Consider the following 15,335-nt stretch of genomic DNA (forward strand, 5'->3'; position numbering starts at 1 on the left):
CGTTTGTAATGCTCCATAAAAAATTATTTCTTCACAAGTAATACATCTGTCGCACAAATCGTCACTTCTCTAAATGGACAGTCGAATAAAACACCTAGTTCAAAACCATCTTCAGTAAGAGCTATTTCATGATATAACCACCAAGCATTTTCAAAGTTTTCCGGCATAGAACACTTTGTTACTCCTATAAAGGTTACTTCAAGTTTATCAAATTCACTAAAAGTACCACTGCAATCTAATACGATAGACAAAGTATCTTCTGACTTTCTCTTTACTACTTTAATTACACTGTCGTGTAATGATGTCTTGTGTAACTGAACGACATTTGACGGAAGTTTTTTCTCAATGGAATTAAAATATTCTACGTATGATTGATCTAATTGTGCCACTCTTTTCTCATAATCTGTTGACCACTTTCGCATACGTTTTTTCAGTTCACCTGATGGGTATTCTGAATTAGTTGTGATGTTTTGTATAATTGAGTATATCGATTCAGGAAGGAACTTTAATAAATCTATTTTCCTTTTCTCAATTTCCTCCTTTAAACTTTCTATATCCATTTCCGACCATTCTTTTATAGAATCTATAAAACTTACAAATTCTAAAACTTGCATTTCTTTATACCAATCTCTTGTAAAATATTTCAATGACACCTCTCCTAAAACATCTTTACATCCAGTAAAAACAATATATCCACTTATTATATCATTCCAATAACCATTCTTTCTAAAGAAAAAATGTAAAACTGTAAATATTCCGCCTATTATTTCTAAAACTTCAGAATATTTACAAAAGTATAAAATTAGAATACATTTTAGCTGTACAAGATTCACCTGTACAAAAATTCAAACAAAAAGGAATGGTTATATGTTGAAGAAATTAGTAGCAGGGACATTAGTAGCGGGTTTTGCACTAACTGGAGGACTAGGTGCGGTAAGTGCTGAAGAAAAAAGTAACACAATTAAGTCATTTGATTATTTAAAAGTGGATGAACAAAATGTTAATTCATTTGCAAAATTAAGTGAGCAGGATAAGAAAGATATCCAAATTACTATGGTATTACCAGAGCAAAATGAAAATGGAGATTGGCTAGCTTATGGTTTTACTAGCCGTGAAACATTAGATGCGTATATTGAAAAGGATAAAAAAGCAATTAAAAATAAAATTAATCCTTTAGGTAGCGGTGCTGGTAGTACTGATTTTTATGAACATAAAGATAAAGGTGGACAATATATTTACTGGAGTAGCGGCTTTAAAAACTTACCATCTAGCTGGAATGACAGAATTTCTTCTGTAAGTACAGCGTCACCTTCTGCAAGTTATTCAACTACACTTTGGGAGCACACTTCAACACAAGGATATGGAAAAGGCGTTTTATTTAAACATGCTGATTGGTACGGTAAAACTGCTAATTTAGCTGCTGATTGGAACGATATTACTTCAGCGATTGAAATTAAATAGTAATAAGATATTTAATTTCTTCTATAAAAATTCAAACCACTATTCTCTCTTTCATTTAGAGAATAGTGGTTTATCATATTTCTATTTAAGCATGTACAGCATGTCCTACTGCTTGCATTAACGCTTCATGAATCGCCTCAGATAAAGTTGGATGTGCTGCAATATAATCTCTCATTATATCAGCGGTAACTTCTGTATGAATCATTACGGTTCCTTGACCAATAAGTTCAGTTGCATGAGGACCGATAATAGAAATCCCTACAATTTCTTGGTATTTAGGTTCTACAATGACTTTTACTTTACCTACTTGTTCTCCTAAAATAAGAGCTTTTCCGTTCGCTGTAAAAGGAAATTCTCCGATGAGAATATCACCATATTGTTCTCTTGCACCTTTTTCACTTAACCCGACACTAGCTATTTCTGGAGCTGTGTATATACAACGGGGCACAGCGTGATAATTTACTTTCACGTCTTCTCCGCTTGCGTGTAATGCTGCTGTCGTTCCTTCATGGAAGGCAACGTGAGCAAGCTGAATTCCACCGATTACATCACCAGCTGCGTAAATATGCGATACGTTCGTTTGCATATGTTCATTCACAGCAATCCCTTTATTTGAAAACAGAACCCCTGCCTTTTCTAATCCTAATTGTTGCACTCGTGGTTTTCTTCCTACAGAAACAAGAACAAATTCTGGAGTTACTTCGTGAGTAATTCCCTCGTACTCAAATGAAGCTTGCTTCTTATAGTTATTTAATCCTTTTAAAACTGCTCCCGTAAAAATTTTCACACCATCTTTTTCTAATTTCTCTCTTAAAGTATTCGCGATATCTTCATCTTCACCAGGTAGTAATTGCGGTGCCATTTCAACTATCGATACTTTTGTGCCAAGTCTACTATAAATACTTGCAAACTCACATCCTATTACACCACCGCCAACGATTAACAATGAAGATGGTACACTCTCAAGAGACATGGCATGGCTACTATTTAAAATCCATTTTCCATCGAACGGAGCGAATGGTAATTCTGTAGGTTCGGAACCAGATGCGATAATAAAGCTCTCTCCATCAACTACTTCTTCTTTATTTCCTTGTACAACTCGCACACGATGATCCGTTTCGAATTTCGCTTTTCCTTTTACAACTTTAATTTTATTTTTCTTCATTAAATATTGTATTCCTTGGACGAGTTGCATTACGATTTGTGATTTTCTCGCCTGTATTTGATCCCAATCAATTGATATACTTCCTGTATTAAGCATAACTCCATAATCATTCGCTTTTCTCACAATGTCATGTACTTCAGCACTTTCTAACAGTGATTTCGTCGGCATACACCCAACATTTAAACATGTTCCGCCAAGGTCAGCTTCATCAATAAGAGTGACATCTTTGCCATTTTGAGCCGCGGTAATTGCTGCTACATAGCCAGCTGGTCCGCCTCCAATTACAACTAGTTTACTCATTCTCTCACCTTCTCTTTATAAAAGAATTGTTATAGGTTCTTCTAAATAATGTTTAATTGTGCGTAAAAATGCAGCTGCTGGTGCACCGTCTAGTACACGATGATCGAATGTTAAACTTAAAGGTAACATACTACCTTTTTTTAATTTTTTCCCTTTATATACAGGAACATGTTCAATTGCGCCAATACCTAAAATGCCAGTCTCAGGTGTATTTAATACCGGTGTGAAATATTCAATACCAAAGCTACCTAAATTACTAATTGTAAATGTCGTTCCGTGCATATCATCACTACTTAAGCTACCTGCTCGCGCCTTTTGTGCCACATTCTTAATCTCTTTAGACAATTCTACTAAAGATAAATTATTTGCAAAGCGAATAGCTGGAACGATTAACCCTTTTTCTAATGCGACTGCCATGCCTAAATGCACATGTTCAAATTGATGAATTGCATCATCTATATAAGCGCTGTTCATTTCTTTATGCTCTCCAAGTGCTAATACAGCAGCACGCGAGACAAAATCCGTAATGGTTAATTTATTATCATCTCTTTTTTGTACAACTTTCGCTATTTCTTTATGTAAAGCAACTAAATCTGTTACATCTACTTTCATCGTTAACGTTAATTGTGCGCTATTTTGTAAGCTTGCGTGCATACGATTTGCGATCGCTTTACGCATACCAGTAACAGGAATCACGTTACTTTCTTCTTGTTCAGATATTTCCGGAACGTTTACTCTTACCTCAAGTGCTTTTAATACATCTGCCTTTGTAATCCTTCCGCCAGGACCTGTACCAACTAATGCCTTGATATCCAGATTTTCAGACTTTGCAATTTTCTTGGCTACAGGTGAAATTTTAATTCTTTGCTTCGATACTTCTTTCCCATTTGCTTCTTGATTTTGTACATTTTGTACTTCTATATTAGATGTTTTTTCTTCTACAACATGTGTGCTTTCCTGCATTTCTACCTTTTCATTCGGTTTACCGATGTAGCAAATTACAGTACCAGGCGGCACTCCTTCATCTTCACTTACAGCTATATCAAGTACTGTACCATCAGCTGGCGCTTCAATTTCCGTTTCAATTTTTTCTGAATTAATACTAGCAATTAGTTCTCCTTTTGCTACATTATCGCCTGCTTTAATATTCCAGCTCGTAATAATACCTTCTTTCATCGCCATACCTAACTTCGGCATTACAACTTCTACAGCCATGTCTCTCTCTCCCTTCTCATCGTTTTATTACACATGTAATAAAGATTGGTCTCCGATCATCTCTGATACAGTTTCAATTACTTTTTCTGGTGTTGGCAAATACAACTTTTCAAGTGGTGGTGAGAACGGAACGGGTGTATGTGGTGCTGTAATTCGTTTAATAGGTGCATCTAACAAATCAAAACCTTTATCCGCTACAATTGCCGCAATATCTGTTGCAATACTACATCTAGGATTCGCTTCGTCAATGACGATAAGACGATTTGTTTTTTCAACAGATGATAAAATAGTATCTTCATCAAGTGGTGATAAAGATCGTGGATCAATTACTTCTACTTCAAGCCCCTTTTTCGATAATTGCTTTGCAGCTGCAAGCGCTGTATGAACTTGCTTTCCGATTGCGACAATTGTTACATCAGAACCTTCCCGTTTAATATCTGCTTTTCCTAATGGAATTGTATAGTATCCTTCTGGCACTTCACCTTTCATATTGTAAAGTGTTTTATCCTCAAAGAAGATTACTGGATCATCATCTTCAATTGCCGCTAATAATAAGCCTTTTGCATCATACGGTGTGGAAGGAACAACAACTTTAATACCTGGTATGCTCGTAAATAATGCGTACAAACTTTGTGAATGTTGAGCTGCTGCACTAAAACCAGCGCCATGCATCGTACGTACTGTAACGGGTACTTTTGCTTTACCTCCAAACATATAACGGAATTTCGCACCTTGGTTTAATACTTGGTCAAGACAACTACCGATAAAATCATTAAACATTAACTCAGCTATCGGACGTAACCCAGTTGCAGCAGCTGCCATCGCAGCTCCCATATAACCCGCTTCAGAAATTGGTGTATCCAATATACGATTTCGGCCAAACTCTTGTACAAGTCCTTTCGTAACACCAAGAACACCACCCCAAGCTTCATCATCTTGCAGGTGATCAACTTGTGCACCGCCTGCAACATCTTCACCTATTAAAATTACATTTTCATCACGACGCATTGAGATTTTCATCGCTTCATTAATTGCAGTTGACATACTTACTGTTCTAGTCATAATTTTTCACCCTCCTCTTATTTGTAAGAAACGTATACATCTTTTAATAATTCTTCATCGTCTGGGTATGGACTATTTTCACTAAATTCAATGGATCTTTGTACTGCATCATCTACTGCTTTTTCCATATCAACAAGTTCAGATTCTGTTAATAAACCTTCATGAATTAAATGCTTACGGAAATTCACAATTGCATCTTTTTCGTTTAAATGTTCTTCTTTTTCTTCTGATGTTTTATATGTTTGCGCTTCACCTTCGAAATGACCATAATTACGATATGTCATACATTCAATAATTGTTGGACCATCACCATTACGCGCACGTTCAACTGCTTCTGCAGCAGCTTTATATACAGCTAGAAGATCTTTTCCATCTACTTGAACACCTGGAATATTATAAGCTTTTGCGCGATCAGCGATAGAATCACAACTTGAAGCATATTCAAATGTAGTTGCTTCACCGTAACCGTTATTTTCTGCAATAAAAATAACTGGTAACTTCCAAATCGCCGCTAAATTAACCCCTTCATGGAATGTTCCTTCATTATTTGCTCCGTCACCGAAGAAGCAAACACTTACATCTTTTGTTCCTCTATATTTAGCTGTTAATGCTGAACCGCAAGCAAGTGGGAAACCCCCGCCTACAATGCCATTCGCACCAAGCATTCCTTTATCTAAATCGGCAATATGCATGGAACCGCCTTTACCTTTACATAATCCTGTCGCTTTCCCGAAAAGTTCAGCCATCATACCATTTAAATCACAACCTTTTGCGATACAATGTCCATGACCTCTATGTGTACTTGTAATACTGTCACTATCTGTTAAGTGGGCACATACACCAACTGCTACCGCTTCTTCACCTGCGTATAAATGAACGAAACCTGGCAAAACGCCTTGCGCGAACAATTCATGCACCTTATCTTCAAACTTACGAATTTCTAACATTTTTTCGTACATCCAACGAGCTTGTTCTTTCGTAATTTCATTCCCTTTACTTTCAGTTGTTTTTAACATGTCCAGCCCTCCTATTTTCTTGTTCGCCTTTTATATTGCAAGTATTGTGCCAATTTCGAATCCTTGTTTTAATAGGTTTTCTCTATCTTTTAACAATAAAAAAGTGGACAAAATGAGACGTTTGTCTCGTTTTGTCCACTTTTGTTCCCTTAATAAGAGAATTGTTACTTTATTCATTATCAAAGCTCTTCTGTAATTTTCGGATGTAAATAATTTGACCAATATGATATGCATTATGAGTTGTTACATTCGCTAGCACTTCCCACCACTTTGCAGAAACAGGAAATCCCACTACATCACTTTCAACCTTTTCTTCATTTATGAGATTTTGCCATTGTAACAGTTTTTCTAGTAGTTTTTCCCGTAATTCATCGAAAGTTTGATTATCTGAGAGCATAAAACTTTTGTTATTATCTCCTATAGCGGGTACTGCATTCACATTTGATTCTTTATACCTAGTTTGCCACGTAGAGTTCCAATACAGTAAATGTTGTACGATTTCAGCTATACTATTACTCTCTTCATTCGGTTTCCAGAAAGCTTCCCTCTCAGATAAATCCTTAACTGCATCTGAAAATGGCATATACCAACTGGGATCATTTGCATTCGCTAATAGCTGATCTGCTAATACAGCTTTTACATGGACCATTTTTCTTCCCTCATTTCATTATCATATTAATATACACTACTCTATATACGCTGATTCCCTATAATCCCCTTTTTTTACATACAAATTGATTTCATAATGAATGTAAGAATAATAGATTTTCTTATCATAACTCGTTATGATAAAAGAAAAAGAAAGCTGGCGAAAAATGAATAAAAAAATCGCAATAATTACTGGAGCCTCAAGTGGATTTGGACTATTAACTACACTCGAACTCGCAAAAAAAGATTATTTAGTTATCGCTACAATGCGAAACCTTGAAAAACAAGGAACCTTACTATCCCAAGTTACTCAACTTAACTTACAACAAAATATAAAAGTTCAACAATTAGATGTAACAGATCAAAATTCTATACATAATTTCCAATTATTTTTAAAAGAAATACAAAAAGTAGACCTTCTTGTTAATAATGCAGGATATGCAAATGGCGGCTTTGTAGAAGAAATTCCAGTAGAGGAATACCGTAAACAATTTGAAACGAACCTATTTGGAGCTATATCAATTACCCAGCTTGTCTTACCGTATATGAGAAAACAAAGAAGTGGAAAAATCATTAATATAAGCAGCATTAGCGGCCAAGTTGGATTCCCTGGTTTATCTCCTTATGTATCTTCAAAATATGCATTAGAAGGCTGGAGTGAATCGCTTCGCTTAGAAGTAAAACCTTTCGAAATAGATGTCGCTTTAATTGAACCTGGTTCTTACAACACAAATATATGGGAGGTTGGTAAACAACTAGCTGAAAACCAATCTGATACAACATCTCCTTACAAAGAATATATGGATAAAATACAAAAACATATTAATAGCGGTAGTGATACATTTGGTAATCCGATAGATGTTGCTAAAAAAGTCGTTGATATTGCTGAAGCTAAGCGCACAACATTACGATACCCAATTGGAAAAGGTGTAAAATTTATGATCTTAGCAAGAAAAATTCTTCCTTGGAGATTGTGGGAATATCTTGTTTTGAGAAGCTTTAAGAAAATATAATTACCTTTATTGAAAACCATTTTGAAAGAGGTGCTAAACAAATGCTAGGTTTACCGTACGGGAAAGTATTTTTAGTTCCGTGGACTGAGGAATGGGAATTTGAGTTTATGAAAGAGAAACAATTCATTGAGAAACAAATTGGCGAACATATTTTAGCCATACACCATATTGGCAGTACTGCTATTCCGCATTTAAGTGCAAAGCCAATTATTGATATTGCAATCGAACTAGAAGATTATAAAGACGGTTTAAAATGTATTCAAAAGTTAGAACTATTAAATTATAAATATAGAAAGGATGTATTACCCGAAAGATATTATTTTAATAAAGGTGAACCAAGAACTCATCAAATTCATATGTATGAACAAAGGAATAAACATTTAATAGAACAATTACAATTTCGAGATTACTTAATAGACAATAAGACTGCTCGTATACAGTATGAACAGTTGAAGATTCAACTTTCAAAAGCTAATCCTAATGATAAACATCAATATGCAGAGGATAAAACAAATTTCATTAAATCCGTATTAGCGAAATTAAATGTTTAAATTAAATAAGAAACCATTTAGCAGTAAATGGTTTCTTATTTATTAGTTATCTCATTATTTATAATCAAATTTTTAATTATACAGCAGGTGGAACGAAATAAAATAGTATCGAGAGCATCAATATAAAAGAAACCATTCCCGTTATCGAAAGTATATATTCTTTTGATTTTCTATCATATTTCCATTCCATCCATGCTCTTAAAGTCCATGATATCCCTAAATAAGTGAACATGACATGAGCCATTTTAGCGTTTTCAAATTTAAACATATAATAACAACTACTTATTACATAAATAATAATAAGACCTATTTCTAATTTTACATGTAAACTATTCACATGCTTATATCCAAAGAAGCCTCTTTTCTCCATATTTAATTTTCTTCTTAAAAACTGTTCTAAAAAGTAACCACCTATACCCAGTCCAATAATAATAATTAAAATTGTAGAGGTATCCATTGTTATCCCTCCAATTACTTTATATATTTTTAGAAACAAAGTGGACTATATTATGGTTATTCTCTTCTAAATAACTTACAATTCCTTCAGGATATGTTGGCTTCTCCTTTAATTCCTCTATGCTCATCCATATTAATATAATATTCTCATGTTCTTTATGCCTTATTTCATTTGTAACCATCTCTTGAACAGTTCCCCAATGTATCAATGTACAATGATGTCCTTTTTCGTTGTTCCACTCGAAAATACGCTCATTTACAACAGCTAGCTCTTGGACATCAATTTTCAAATCGTATTCTTCCATTAATTCTCGTATTATCGCTTCTTTTGCTGGTTCCCCAAATTCAATAGAGCCTCCTGGAAAACGATAAAATGTTTCACTTAAATCACATTGTACTAGTACTTTAGAATGATCTTTATTTACAATCATTGCTTCAGCACGTAATTTAGGCATTTTCATTTTGTCTCCCCATTCATTCCATATATACTTAAATCCAATATCTATAAAAGAAAAGATTAAGCATAATTCCTGTTATTATTAATAACGGAACCGTTCCTAAAGAAATGACATATTCCCTCGATTCTTTATCAAATTTCCATTCCATATATGATTGAAAGCAGTATAAGGTTATTAAAAATAAAATGGGTAAATTACTAATATAAATAGGATTTAAAGTAGCACATATCAGCGTAACAATTATATAAGAAACGATAAGAGCCCTAGTGCCCCATTTATGAGCGTTGTTTACATATTTACTATTCCAGTCTGTTTGTTTCGGTATATTTAATTTTTTTCTCACTACTTTTTCCAAAACAACTAAGAATATGATCCATACTATTAATAAAATTCCTTTAACTAAAAACAGTGATGTCTCCTCCTTTACTTTTTATCTGGCTGATCACTCGGATAAGTAGCTTTTCCTTTATTATCAATGTCCCAACTAATAATCGTCGCACTATCTCTTCCTAATTGCAGGTGAACGTGTTCTAAAACATTATGGATATTTACTTTAAGTACGTTATTATTTCTATTCATATCACTATACAGATTTACAGGAGTTTCATACCGACGTTCCCCGCATTCTAATACTCCATCTGTCACCATTACAATTCGATTCTTTCCATTACGTAATTCACGAATGCCTGTTGAATAACAAGGAACAGGTAAATCAAATGTGTTTACATTTCCAATCCATTCGTAAAAATGACGTTGATTTAATGCATATTGTCCTAACTTATGTAACTCTTCATGAAATACATAAACTAAACAGTCTCCAATAGATAGCCACCATATATAATTTTCTTTTCTTACACATAGTAAGCAAGCTGTTTCACCTTTAATTTTTTTGCACTTTTCCTTAAATGAAGATGACTGAAAAATTGTAAGTATATGATTTTCAACAGACTGAAATACTGAATTAATTGGTTCATTCAAAATTACTTTTATATTTTCATATTCTTTTTCGATTGTATTCACTACTAACTCAACACTTTCTGCACTATTATGTCCATCTAATATAGCTGCAAATTCCCACTCACCATTTGACCAAACTAATGCACCATCTTCATTCTTTTTCGCTCCGGCACTAATATTCCCACCATATGCACCGAGCACGATATCACCATATTGCTTTACCGAAATTTCGTCTAAACACATTTCTCTACTTCCAACCCATGAATGTTGTCTATTATTTTTTGTATGCATATTCACTCACCATATACTCTCGTATTCTTTCGCATAGTTTTTTGATTTTCGCTGCGTCACCATATGGTGCGCCAGTCCATTTCGCTACTTCGGTTGGTGACCAAAATTCTTTTGGTGTATTGGGATAACGTGGAATAATGTGCATATGCATATGTGGTACACCATTTCCTGAAACAAAAGTGTAAATATGTTCCGCACCTTCACTTGCTTTTAGCGCTTTACTTACTCTACTTGTTATAAGTCCGAACGCTTTCGCTTCTTCATCTGTTAGTTCAGCGAGGCCAGGTACATGCCTTTTTATATCTATCATTACATAACCCAAGTATGTTTCTTCACTATCCCAGTGGACATGTCCAACGTAAACCAGTTCATCTTCGTAAATAGCTCCACCTGGAACTATAATATTTCCTTTATGCTTTTCACAAATAAAACAGTTTAGTTTTACTTGATCGTTTGTTGACATATTCATCACCATCCTTTTCATATATAATATCATAAAAAAAGGAAAAACAGGATTTATATTCCGAAGATTCACTCTTTTGATACAGCAATTTTTGAAATGAATTTAAACCTCATTATTTCTTCAAAACCACAACTCCAATTACAATCCCAATCACAATTCCGATTACTAAATTATTTGTAAAATAACCTTGGACTACACCGATTACAACCCCTATACCGACGCCTATTGCCAAGGCATCATTGCTTTTTTTCTTTTTAGACAAAATAGCATCTCCTCTCATAATTTCTTCTAAAATAATATCTATTTACATGACTTCACTGTCTCCTAATATATTCGCTATTCCACTTAATATTTTCCAAAAAATGTACTTTATTACTTATACTTTTCCAGCGCATAATCCTCTTCTTAAGAAGAGATTTTCAAGTCGCTATTAAACAAACATATCGTTATTCATCGAAGAGTTAAATCAATGAAATAAAAAACCAAGTTTGCGCACCAGCTGGAGGTTCTGTTATCGTTCGTATGTGATCTGGATGCAATAAAAAACACACTTTGTATTATAAAAGTGTGTCTTTTGGTCATTATTTTCTTTTCGTATGGAACCCTTGTGTAATACGGTCTAATATAATTGCGATTACTACGATAGCTAATCCAGCTTCAAAGCCCATTCCGATATTAACTTGTGTTACAGAGCGATATACATCAACTCCAAGTCCTGGAGCTCCTACAAGTGACGCTGTTACAACCATCGATAACGAAAGCATAATACTTTGGTTCACACCAGCCATAATCGTTCCGGTTGCAAGTGGTAATTGTACTTTAAATAGTTTTTGTGATGCAGTGGATCCAAATGCATTCGCTGCTTCAATTAAATCTTCTGGAACTTGTCTAATTCCTAAGTCAGTAAAACGAATTGTCGGTGGCATTGCAAAGATTACTGATGCAATAATTCCAGGTACTACACCGACTCCGAAAAATGTGATCGCTGGAATAAGGTATACGAATGCAGGCATTGTTTGCATAAAATCTAATGTTGGTTTTAAAAATTTTGAGAAACGTTCATTTTGAGATGCTAATATACCAATTGGAATTCCGACAATAATTGAAATAATAACAGACGTAAGTACGAGTGCTAATGTTTGCATCGTTTGTGCCCAGTAGTTAATATTCAAAATGAATAATAATCCAATAAGCGTAAAAATGACTAAAGATAATTTCCTCGTTGTGTACCAAATGAAGAAACACAAGATAATAATCATCAATATGGCAGGTATTATTATTAAAAAATTAGTGAGTAAATCAACGAATCCACCAATAATATAAGAGAATCCTCGGAATAAGCCTTCAAAGTGCTCATATAAACTTGCAACAAATGAGTCGACCCATTCCCCTAATGGAATACGTGGTATACTATTCATCGTCTTTCACCTCTTCCTCAATGTTTCCTGCAAGAGCTTGAATGACACTTTCACGTTTAATAATTCCTCTTAGCCTTTTCTTCTCATCGATTACTGGTAACGGATATTTCATCTCTGCCATTTTTGCATATGTCTCTTCCAGTAAAGTATCCAAATACACATGCGGAATATCATTAAGTAATAAATCAGCAATCGGCCACTGTTTTTGTACTGCTTTACTCGCATCATCCGCAGTTAATATACCTAAAAACTCATACTTTTTGTTTACAACATATACAGTTGAGACGCCTGCATTCCTCATAATTTGAAGAGCCACACGAGGTCCACGATCAATTAATAAAGTTTCTGGTCGTTTTAAAATAGACTCAGCCGTAATTACTTTTCCTAAATTCACGTCCGCAACAAACTTTTCTACAAATTCATTTGCGGGGCTCATCATAATTTCTTCTGGCGTTCCAATTTGGACGATTTCTCCATCTTTCATTAATGCAATACGATCTCCAATTCGAAGCGCTTCATCTAAATCATGCGTAATAAATATAATCGTTTTTTCCATTTTATCTTGTAACTCTAACAATTCATCTTGCATTTCTTTTCGAATAAGTGGATCTAATGCACTAAATGACTCGTCCATTAGTAATACATCTGGATTATTCGTTAGTGCCCTTGCGATTCCAACGCGCTGCTGCATACCACCACTAAGTTGACTTGGATAATTATCTTTATGATGATCGAGTCCTACTAACTGCAGCGATTCTAACGCTTTTTTCTCTCGCTCTTCAACCGGAACTCCTTGTATTTCTAAACCATATGCAACATTTTGTATAACTGTACGATGCGGAAATAGAGCAAATTTCTGAAATACCATACTCATTTTCGTTCTTCTTACTCTCCGTAACTCTTCTTTTCCCATCGTTGCGATGTCTTCACCATCTATGTATATATGACCTGCAGTTGGTTTAATCAATTGATTTAACATACGAACTAGCGTAGATTTCCCGCTACCAGACAAACCCATAATAACGAAAATCTCTCCAGAGTAAACTTCAAACGTTGCTTTTTTCACCCCAACGTTCATTCCTGTCTCTTTTAAAATTTCCGATTTACTTTTTCCTTCTTTTAATAAGGAAAGGGCTCTTTGCGGATGTTTCCCGAATACTTTTGTTACGTTTTCAACACGCACCTTTGTATTATCCATGTCACTACTCCTTTTCTACCCATCTATTCATATAGTGTTGCGATTTTACAAAGAAATATTACATAAAAATGACATTCATAAGATTTCTTTAAAATTCTCGTTTCCGTTCATAATAAGAATGCTTACTTATACATTTATTTTATAAGGCAAACGTTACTTAGGAGGTTTTCGATGCGAAAGAAAATTTGGTTTATATGCCTTGCATTATTTATTACTATGATTTTCACTTCATGTAATGCAACAAATGCAAATTCGAAAGGAAAAATTAAACTTGGTGTAACAAGTTGGAAAGAAAATATTGCAACTGCAAACATGTGGAAAGTTTTATTAGAAGAAAAAGGCTACAAAGTTGAGCTCATGTATTTAGAAAAAGCCGCAATTTGGACTGGTGTCGCTCGTGGCGATGTTGATGCGAATTTAGAAGTATGGCTACCAGTTACAGATAAACCGCTAAACGATCGTTATAAAGATGATATTGTCTTAAAATCAAAATGGTACGAAGGTACTGGACTAGGTTTAGTCGTCCCTTCTTATATGAAAAACATAAACAGTATCGAAGATTTAAATGCTCATAAAGATGAACTAGATAATAAAATTGTCGGTATCGAACCCGGTAGTAGTCTTATGAATTTAACGAATAAAGCAATGAAAGAATATGATATAAAACTAAAACTTGTCCAATCTTCTGAAGCTGCGATGATGAGTGAACTAAAGAAAGCATATACAAAAAAGAAACCAATCGCTGTTACGCTTTGGAATCCGCATTGGGGTTTTTCAGAATTTGACTTAAAATATTTAAAAGACCCTAAGAAAGTATATGGTGAAAAAGATGACATTTATTACTCCGTTCGTAAAGGTTTCGAAAAAGATCACCCGGATATCATAAAATACTTTGATAAATGGAAAATGAACGATGAGCAGCTTGGTACATTAATGGTCGAGTTAAATAAAACGAAAGATCCCGAAGAAGCGGCACGAAAATGGATTAAGAACAATCAAGCGCTAGTTGATGAATGGGTAAAGGATTAATAAAAAGGCTAGAGAATTAACATATCCTCTAGCCTTTTTCATCTTATTTTTTCGTAACAACATCATCTACAATCCCATATGCCTTTGCTTCTTCTGCGGTCATAAAATAATCTCTTTCTGTATCATGTGCTACTCTTTCAATCGGTTGCCCCGTTTTTTCTGCAATCATTTTATTAATATCATGCTTTAACTTTAATATTCTTTTCGCAGTTATTTCAATTTCTGTTGCTTGCCCTTGTGCACCACCAAGCGGCTGATGAATCATAATTTCACTGTTAGGAAGCGCAAACCGTTTTCCTTTTGCTCCTGATAATAATAACAATGCACCGAATGATGCCGCAAAGCCCATGCATAGCGTTTGCACATCTGGTTTAATTAAATTCATCGTATCTAATATTGCAAAACCTGCTGTCGTTGAACCTCCTGGGCTATTGATGTATAAATATATATCTTTTTCTGCATCTTCTGCCTCTAAAAATAATAATTGCGCTACGACACTACTCGCTACTTGATCGTTAATTTCTGAGCCGATAATAATAATGCGGTCTTTTAATAACCTTGAATATATATCATAGGAACGTTCTCCTAATTTTGTTTGTTCTACTACATATGGAATTGTATTCATTTTAAATTC

Annotated in this window: 20 protein-coding genes; 4 read left to right on the plus strand and 16 right to left on the minus strand. The window is 34.4% G+C overall.

Annotation, left to right across the window (positions count from 1 at the left end; genetic code table 11):
- Window positions 1-23: 23 nt before the first annotated feature.
- Window positions 24-647: a DUF4085 domain-containing protein gene (locus tag ACS2QP_RS07425; RefSeq protein ID WP_139365824.1), complete on the minus strand. Its 624-nt coding sequence runs from the start codon at window positions 645-647 to the stop codon at window positions 24-26.
- Between the two features lie 220 nt (window positions 648-867).
- Between ACS2QP_RS07425 and ACS2QP_RS07430 the strand changes: the two genes are divergently transcribed.
- Window positions 868-1,461, plus strand: coding sequence for a hypothetical protein (locus ACS2QP_RS07430; RefSeq protein WP_000914443.1), 594 nt, complete (start codon window positions 868-870; stop codon window positions 1,459-1,461).
- 85 nt (window positions 1,462-1,546) lie between these two features.
- Here ACS2QP_RS07430 and lpdA read toward each other — a convergent pair whose 3' ends face one another.
- The 6 genes from lpdA to ACS2QP_RS07460 are packed head-to-tail and all read right to left on the minus strand — an operon-like array spanning window position 1,547 to window position 6,868.
- Window positions 1,547-2,926, minus strand: coding sequence for a dihydrolipoyl dehydrogenase (gene lpdA / locus ACS2QP_RS07435; RefSeq protein ID WP_438882278.1), 1,380 nt, complete (start codon window positions 2,924-2,926; stop codon window positions 1,547-1,549).
- A gap of 15 nt (window positions 2,927-2,941) precedes the next feature.
- Window positions 2,942-4,141, minus strand: coding sequence for a dihydrolipoamide acetyltransferase family protein (locus ACS2QP_RS07440; protein ID WP_000257774.1), 1,200 nt, complete (start codon window positions 4,139-4,141; stop codon window positions 2,942-2,944).
- A gap of 27 nt (window positions 4,142-4,168) precedes the next feature.
- Window positions 4,169-5,203, minus strand: coding sequence for an acetoin:2,6-dichlorophenolindophenol oxidoreductase subunit beta (acoB, locus tag ACS2QP_RS07445; protein WP_000198898.1), 1,035 nt, complete (start codon window positions 5,201-5,203; stop codon window positions 4,169-4,171).
- Between the two features lie 17 nt (window positions 5,204-5,220).
- Complete coding sequence (gene acoA, locus ACS2QP_RS07450) at window positions 5,221-6,219, minus strand: acetoin:2,6-dichlorophenolindophenol oxidoreductase subunit alpha (protein ID WP_078420820.1); 999 nt, start codon at window positions 6,217-6,219, stop codon at window positions 5,221-5,223.
- 30 nt (window positions 6,220-6,249) lie between these two features.
- Complete coding sequence (locus tag ACS2QP_RS07455; RefSeq protein ID WP_162900592.1) at window positions 6,250-6,396, minus strand: hypothetical protein; 147 nt, start codon at window positions 6,394-6,396, stop codon at window positions 6,250-6,252.
- Complete coding sequence (locus tag ACS2QP_RS07460) at window positions 6,389-6,868, minus strand: DinB family protein (RefSeq protein WP_000233778.1); 480 nt, start codon at window positions 6,866-6,868, stop codon at window positions 6,389-6,391. The genes ACS2QP_RS07455 and ACS2QP_RS07460 overlap by 8 nt, the downstream gene beginning before the upstream one ends.
- Before the next feature lie 166 nt (window positions 6,869-7,034).
- On the opposite strand from ACS2QP_RS07460, the gene ACS2QP_RS07465 reads away from it, so the two are divergent.
- Window positions 7,035-7,880: an oxidoreductase gene (locus ACS2QP_RS07465; protein WP_438882328.1), complete on the plus strand. Its 846-nt coding sequence runs from the start codon at window positions 7,035-7,037 to the stop codon at window positions 7,878-7,880.
- Window positions 7,881-7,921: 41 nt separating this feature from the next.
- A complete protein-coding gene (locus tag ACS2QP_RS07470) occupies window positions 7,922-8,431 on the plus strand; it encodes a GrpB family protein (protein WP_000901197.1) in 510 nt (169 codons plus the stop codon).
- A 76-nt stretch (window positions 8,432-8,507) separates the two neighbouring features.
- Here ACS2QP_RS07470 and ACS2QP_RS07475 read toward each other — a convergent pair whose 3' ends face one another.
- The 8 genes from ACS2QP_RS07475 to ACS2QP_RS07510 all read right to left on the minus strand — a co-directional run bounded on the left by ACS2QP_RS07475 (window position 8,508) and on the right by ACS2QP_RS07510 (window position 13,672).
- The gene (locus ACS2QP_RS07475) at window positions 8,508-8,888 is read right to left on the minus strand and encodes a DUF4181 domain-containing protein (protein ID WP_000381557.1); all 381 of its coding nucleotides are present in this window, start codon (window positions 8,886-8,888) and stop codon (window positions 8,508-8,510) included.
- Between the two features lie 19 nt (window positions 8,889-8,907).
- The gene (locus tag ACS2QP_RS07480) at window positions 8,908-9,348 is read right to left on the minus strand and encodes an NUDIX domain-containing protein (protein ID WP_438882279.1); all 441 of its coding nucleotides are present in this window, start codon (window positions 9,346-9,348) and stop codon (window positions 8,908-8,910) included.
- A 28-nt stretch (window positions 9,349-9,376) separates the two neighbouring features.
- Entirely contained in the window at window positions 9,377-9,700 is a 324-nt protein-coding gene (locus tag ACS2QP_RS07485; RefSeq protein ID WP_002197847.1) for a DUF4181 domain-containing protein, read from the minus strand.
- Window positions 9,701-9,768: 68 nt separating this feature from the next.
- Window positions 9,769-10,593: a PP2C family serine/threonine-protein phosphatase gene (locus tag ACS2QP_RS07490; RefSeq protein WP_438882280.1), complete on the minus strand. Its 825-nt coding sequence runs from the start codon at window positions 10,591-10,593 to the stop codon at window positions 9,769-9,771.
- Complete coding sequence (locus ACS2QP_RS07495) at window positions 10,577-11,068, minus strand: HIT family protein (protein ID WP_438882329.1); 492 nt, start codon at window positions 11,066-11,068, stop codon at window positions 10,577-10,579. Before ACS2QP_RS07495 ends, ACS2QP_RS07490 begins: the two co-directional genes overlap by 17 nt.
- Window positions 11,069-11,168: 100 nt before the next feature.
- Window positions 11,169-11,336, minus strand: a complete 168-nt coding sequence (locus ACS2QP_RS07500) for a hypothetical protein (protein WP_044792184.1) — start codon at window positions 11,334-11,336, stop codon at window positions 11,169-11,171.
- Between the two features lie 301 nt (window positions 11,337-11,637).
- Window positions 11,638-12,474, minus strand: a complete 837-nt coding sequence (locus tag ACS2QP_RS07505; protein WP_134207500.1) for an ABC transporter permease — start codon at window positions 12,472-12,474, stop codon at window positions 11,638-11,640.
- Window positions 12,467-13,672, minus strand: coding sequence for a quaternary amine ABC transporter ATP-binding protein (locus ACS2QP_RS07510; protein WP_000370606.1), 1,206 nt, complete (start codon window positions 13,670-13,672; stop codon window positions 12,467-12,469). The genes ACS2QP_RS07505 and ACS2QP_RS07510 overlap by 8 nt, the downstream gene beginning before the upstream one ends.
- A gap of 171 nt (window positions 13,673-13,843) precedes the next feature.
- On the opposite strand from ACS2QP_RS07510, the gene ACS2QP_RS07515 reads away from it, so the two are divergent.
- Window positions 13,844-14,701 (plus strand): glycine betaine ABC transporter substrate-binding protein, encoded by an 858-nt coding sequence (locus tag ACS2QP_RS07515; RefSeq protein WP_001227613.1) that lies wholly within the window; start codon window positions 13,844-13,846, stop codon window positions 14,699-14,701.
- Between the two features lie 43 nt (window positions 14,702-14,744).
- Here ACS2QP_RS07515 and clpP read toward each other — a convergent pair whose 3' ends face one another.
- Window positions 14,745-15,326: an ATP-dependent Clp endopeptidase proteolytic subunit ClpP gene (clpP, locus tag ACS2QP_RS07520; RefSeq protein ID WP_001092372.1), complete on the minus strand. Its 582-nt coding sequence runs from the start codon at window positions 15,324-15,326 to the stop codon at window positions 14,745-14,747.
- Between the last annotated feature and the right edge of the window lie 9 nt (window positions 15,327-15,335).

This window comes from Bacillus cereus group sp. Bce019 (genome assembly GCF_051781745.1).
Classification (GTDB): Bacteria; Bacillota; Bacilli; order Bacillales; family Bacillaceae_G; genus Bacillus_A; species Bacillus_A cereus.

Coding starts and splice junctions, on each gene's coding strand:
- ACS2QP_RS07430 (WP_000914443.1), top strand. CDS start 868: ATGTTGAAGAAATTAGTAGCAGGGACATTAGTAGCGGGTTTTGCACTA.
- lpdA (WP_438882278.1), bottom strand. CDS start 2,926: ATGAGTAAACTAGTTGTAATTGGAGGCGGACCAGCTGGCTATGTAGCA.
- ACS2QP_RS07440 (WP_000257774.1), bottom strand. CDS start 4,141: ATGGCTGTAGAAGTTGTAATGCCGAAGTTAGGTATGGCGATGAAAGAA.
- acoB (WP_000198898.1), bottom strand. CDS start 5,203: ATGACTAGAACAGTAAGTATGTCAACTGCAATTAATGAAGCGATGAAA.
- acoA (WP_078420820.1), bottom strand. CDS start 6,219: ATGTTAAAAACAACTGAAAGTAAAGGGAATGAAATTACGAAAGAACAA.
- ACS2QP_RS07455 (WP_162900592.1), bottom strand. CDS start 6,396: ATGAATAAAGTAACAATTCTCTTATTAAGGGAACAAAAGTGGACAAAA.
- ACS2QP_RS07460 (WP_000233778.1), bottom strand. CDS start 6,868: ATGGTCCATGTAAAAGCTGTATTAGCAGATCAGCTATTAGCGAATGCA.
- ACS2QP_RS07465 (WP_438882328.1), top strand. CDS start 7,035: ATGAATAAAAAAATCGCAATAATTACTGGAGCCTCAAGTGGATTTGGA.
- ACS2QP_RS07470 (WP_000901197.1), top strand. CDS start 7,922: ATGCTAGGTTTACCGTACGGGAAAGTATTTTTAGTTCCGTGGACTGAG.
- ACS2QP_RS07475 (WP_000381557.1), bottom strand. CDS start 8,888: ATGGATACCTCTACAATTTTAATTATTATTATTGGACTGGGTATAGGT.
- ACS2QP_RS07480 (WP_438882279.1), bottom strand. CDS start 9,348: ATGAAAATGCCTAAATTACGTGCTGAAGCAATGATTGTAAATAAAGAT.
- ACS2QP_RS07490 (WP_438882280.1), bottom strand. CDS start 10,593: ATGCATACAAAAAATAATAGACAACATTCATGGGTTGGAAGTAGAGAA.
- ACS2QP_RS07495 (WP_438882329.1), bottom strand. CDS start 11,068: ATGGTGATGAATATGTCAACAAACGATCAAGTAAAACTAAACTGTTTT.
- ACS2QP_RS07500 (WP_044792184.1), bottom strand. CDS start 11,336: ATGAGAGGAGATGCTATTTTGTCTAAAAAGAAAAAAAGCAATGATGCC.
- ACS2QP_RS07505 (WP_134207500.1), bottom strand. CDS start 12,474: ATGAATAGTATACCACGTATTCCATTAGGGGAATGGGTCGACTCATTT.
- ACS2QP_RS07510 (WP_000370606.1), bottom strand. CDS start 13,672: ATGGATAATACAAAGGTGCGTGTTGAAAACGTAACAAAAGTATTCGGG.
- ACS2QP_RS07515 (WP_001227613.1), top strand. CDS start 13,844: ATGCGAAAGAAAATTTGGTTTATATGCCTTGCATTATTTATTACTATG.
- clpP (WP_001092372.1), bottom strand. CDS start 15,326: ATGAATACAATTCCATATGTAGTAGAACAAACAAAATTAGGAGAACGT.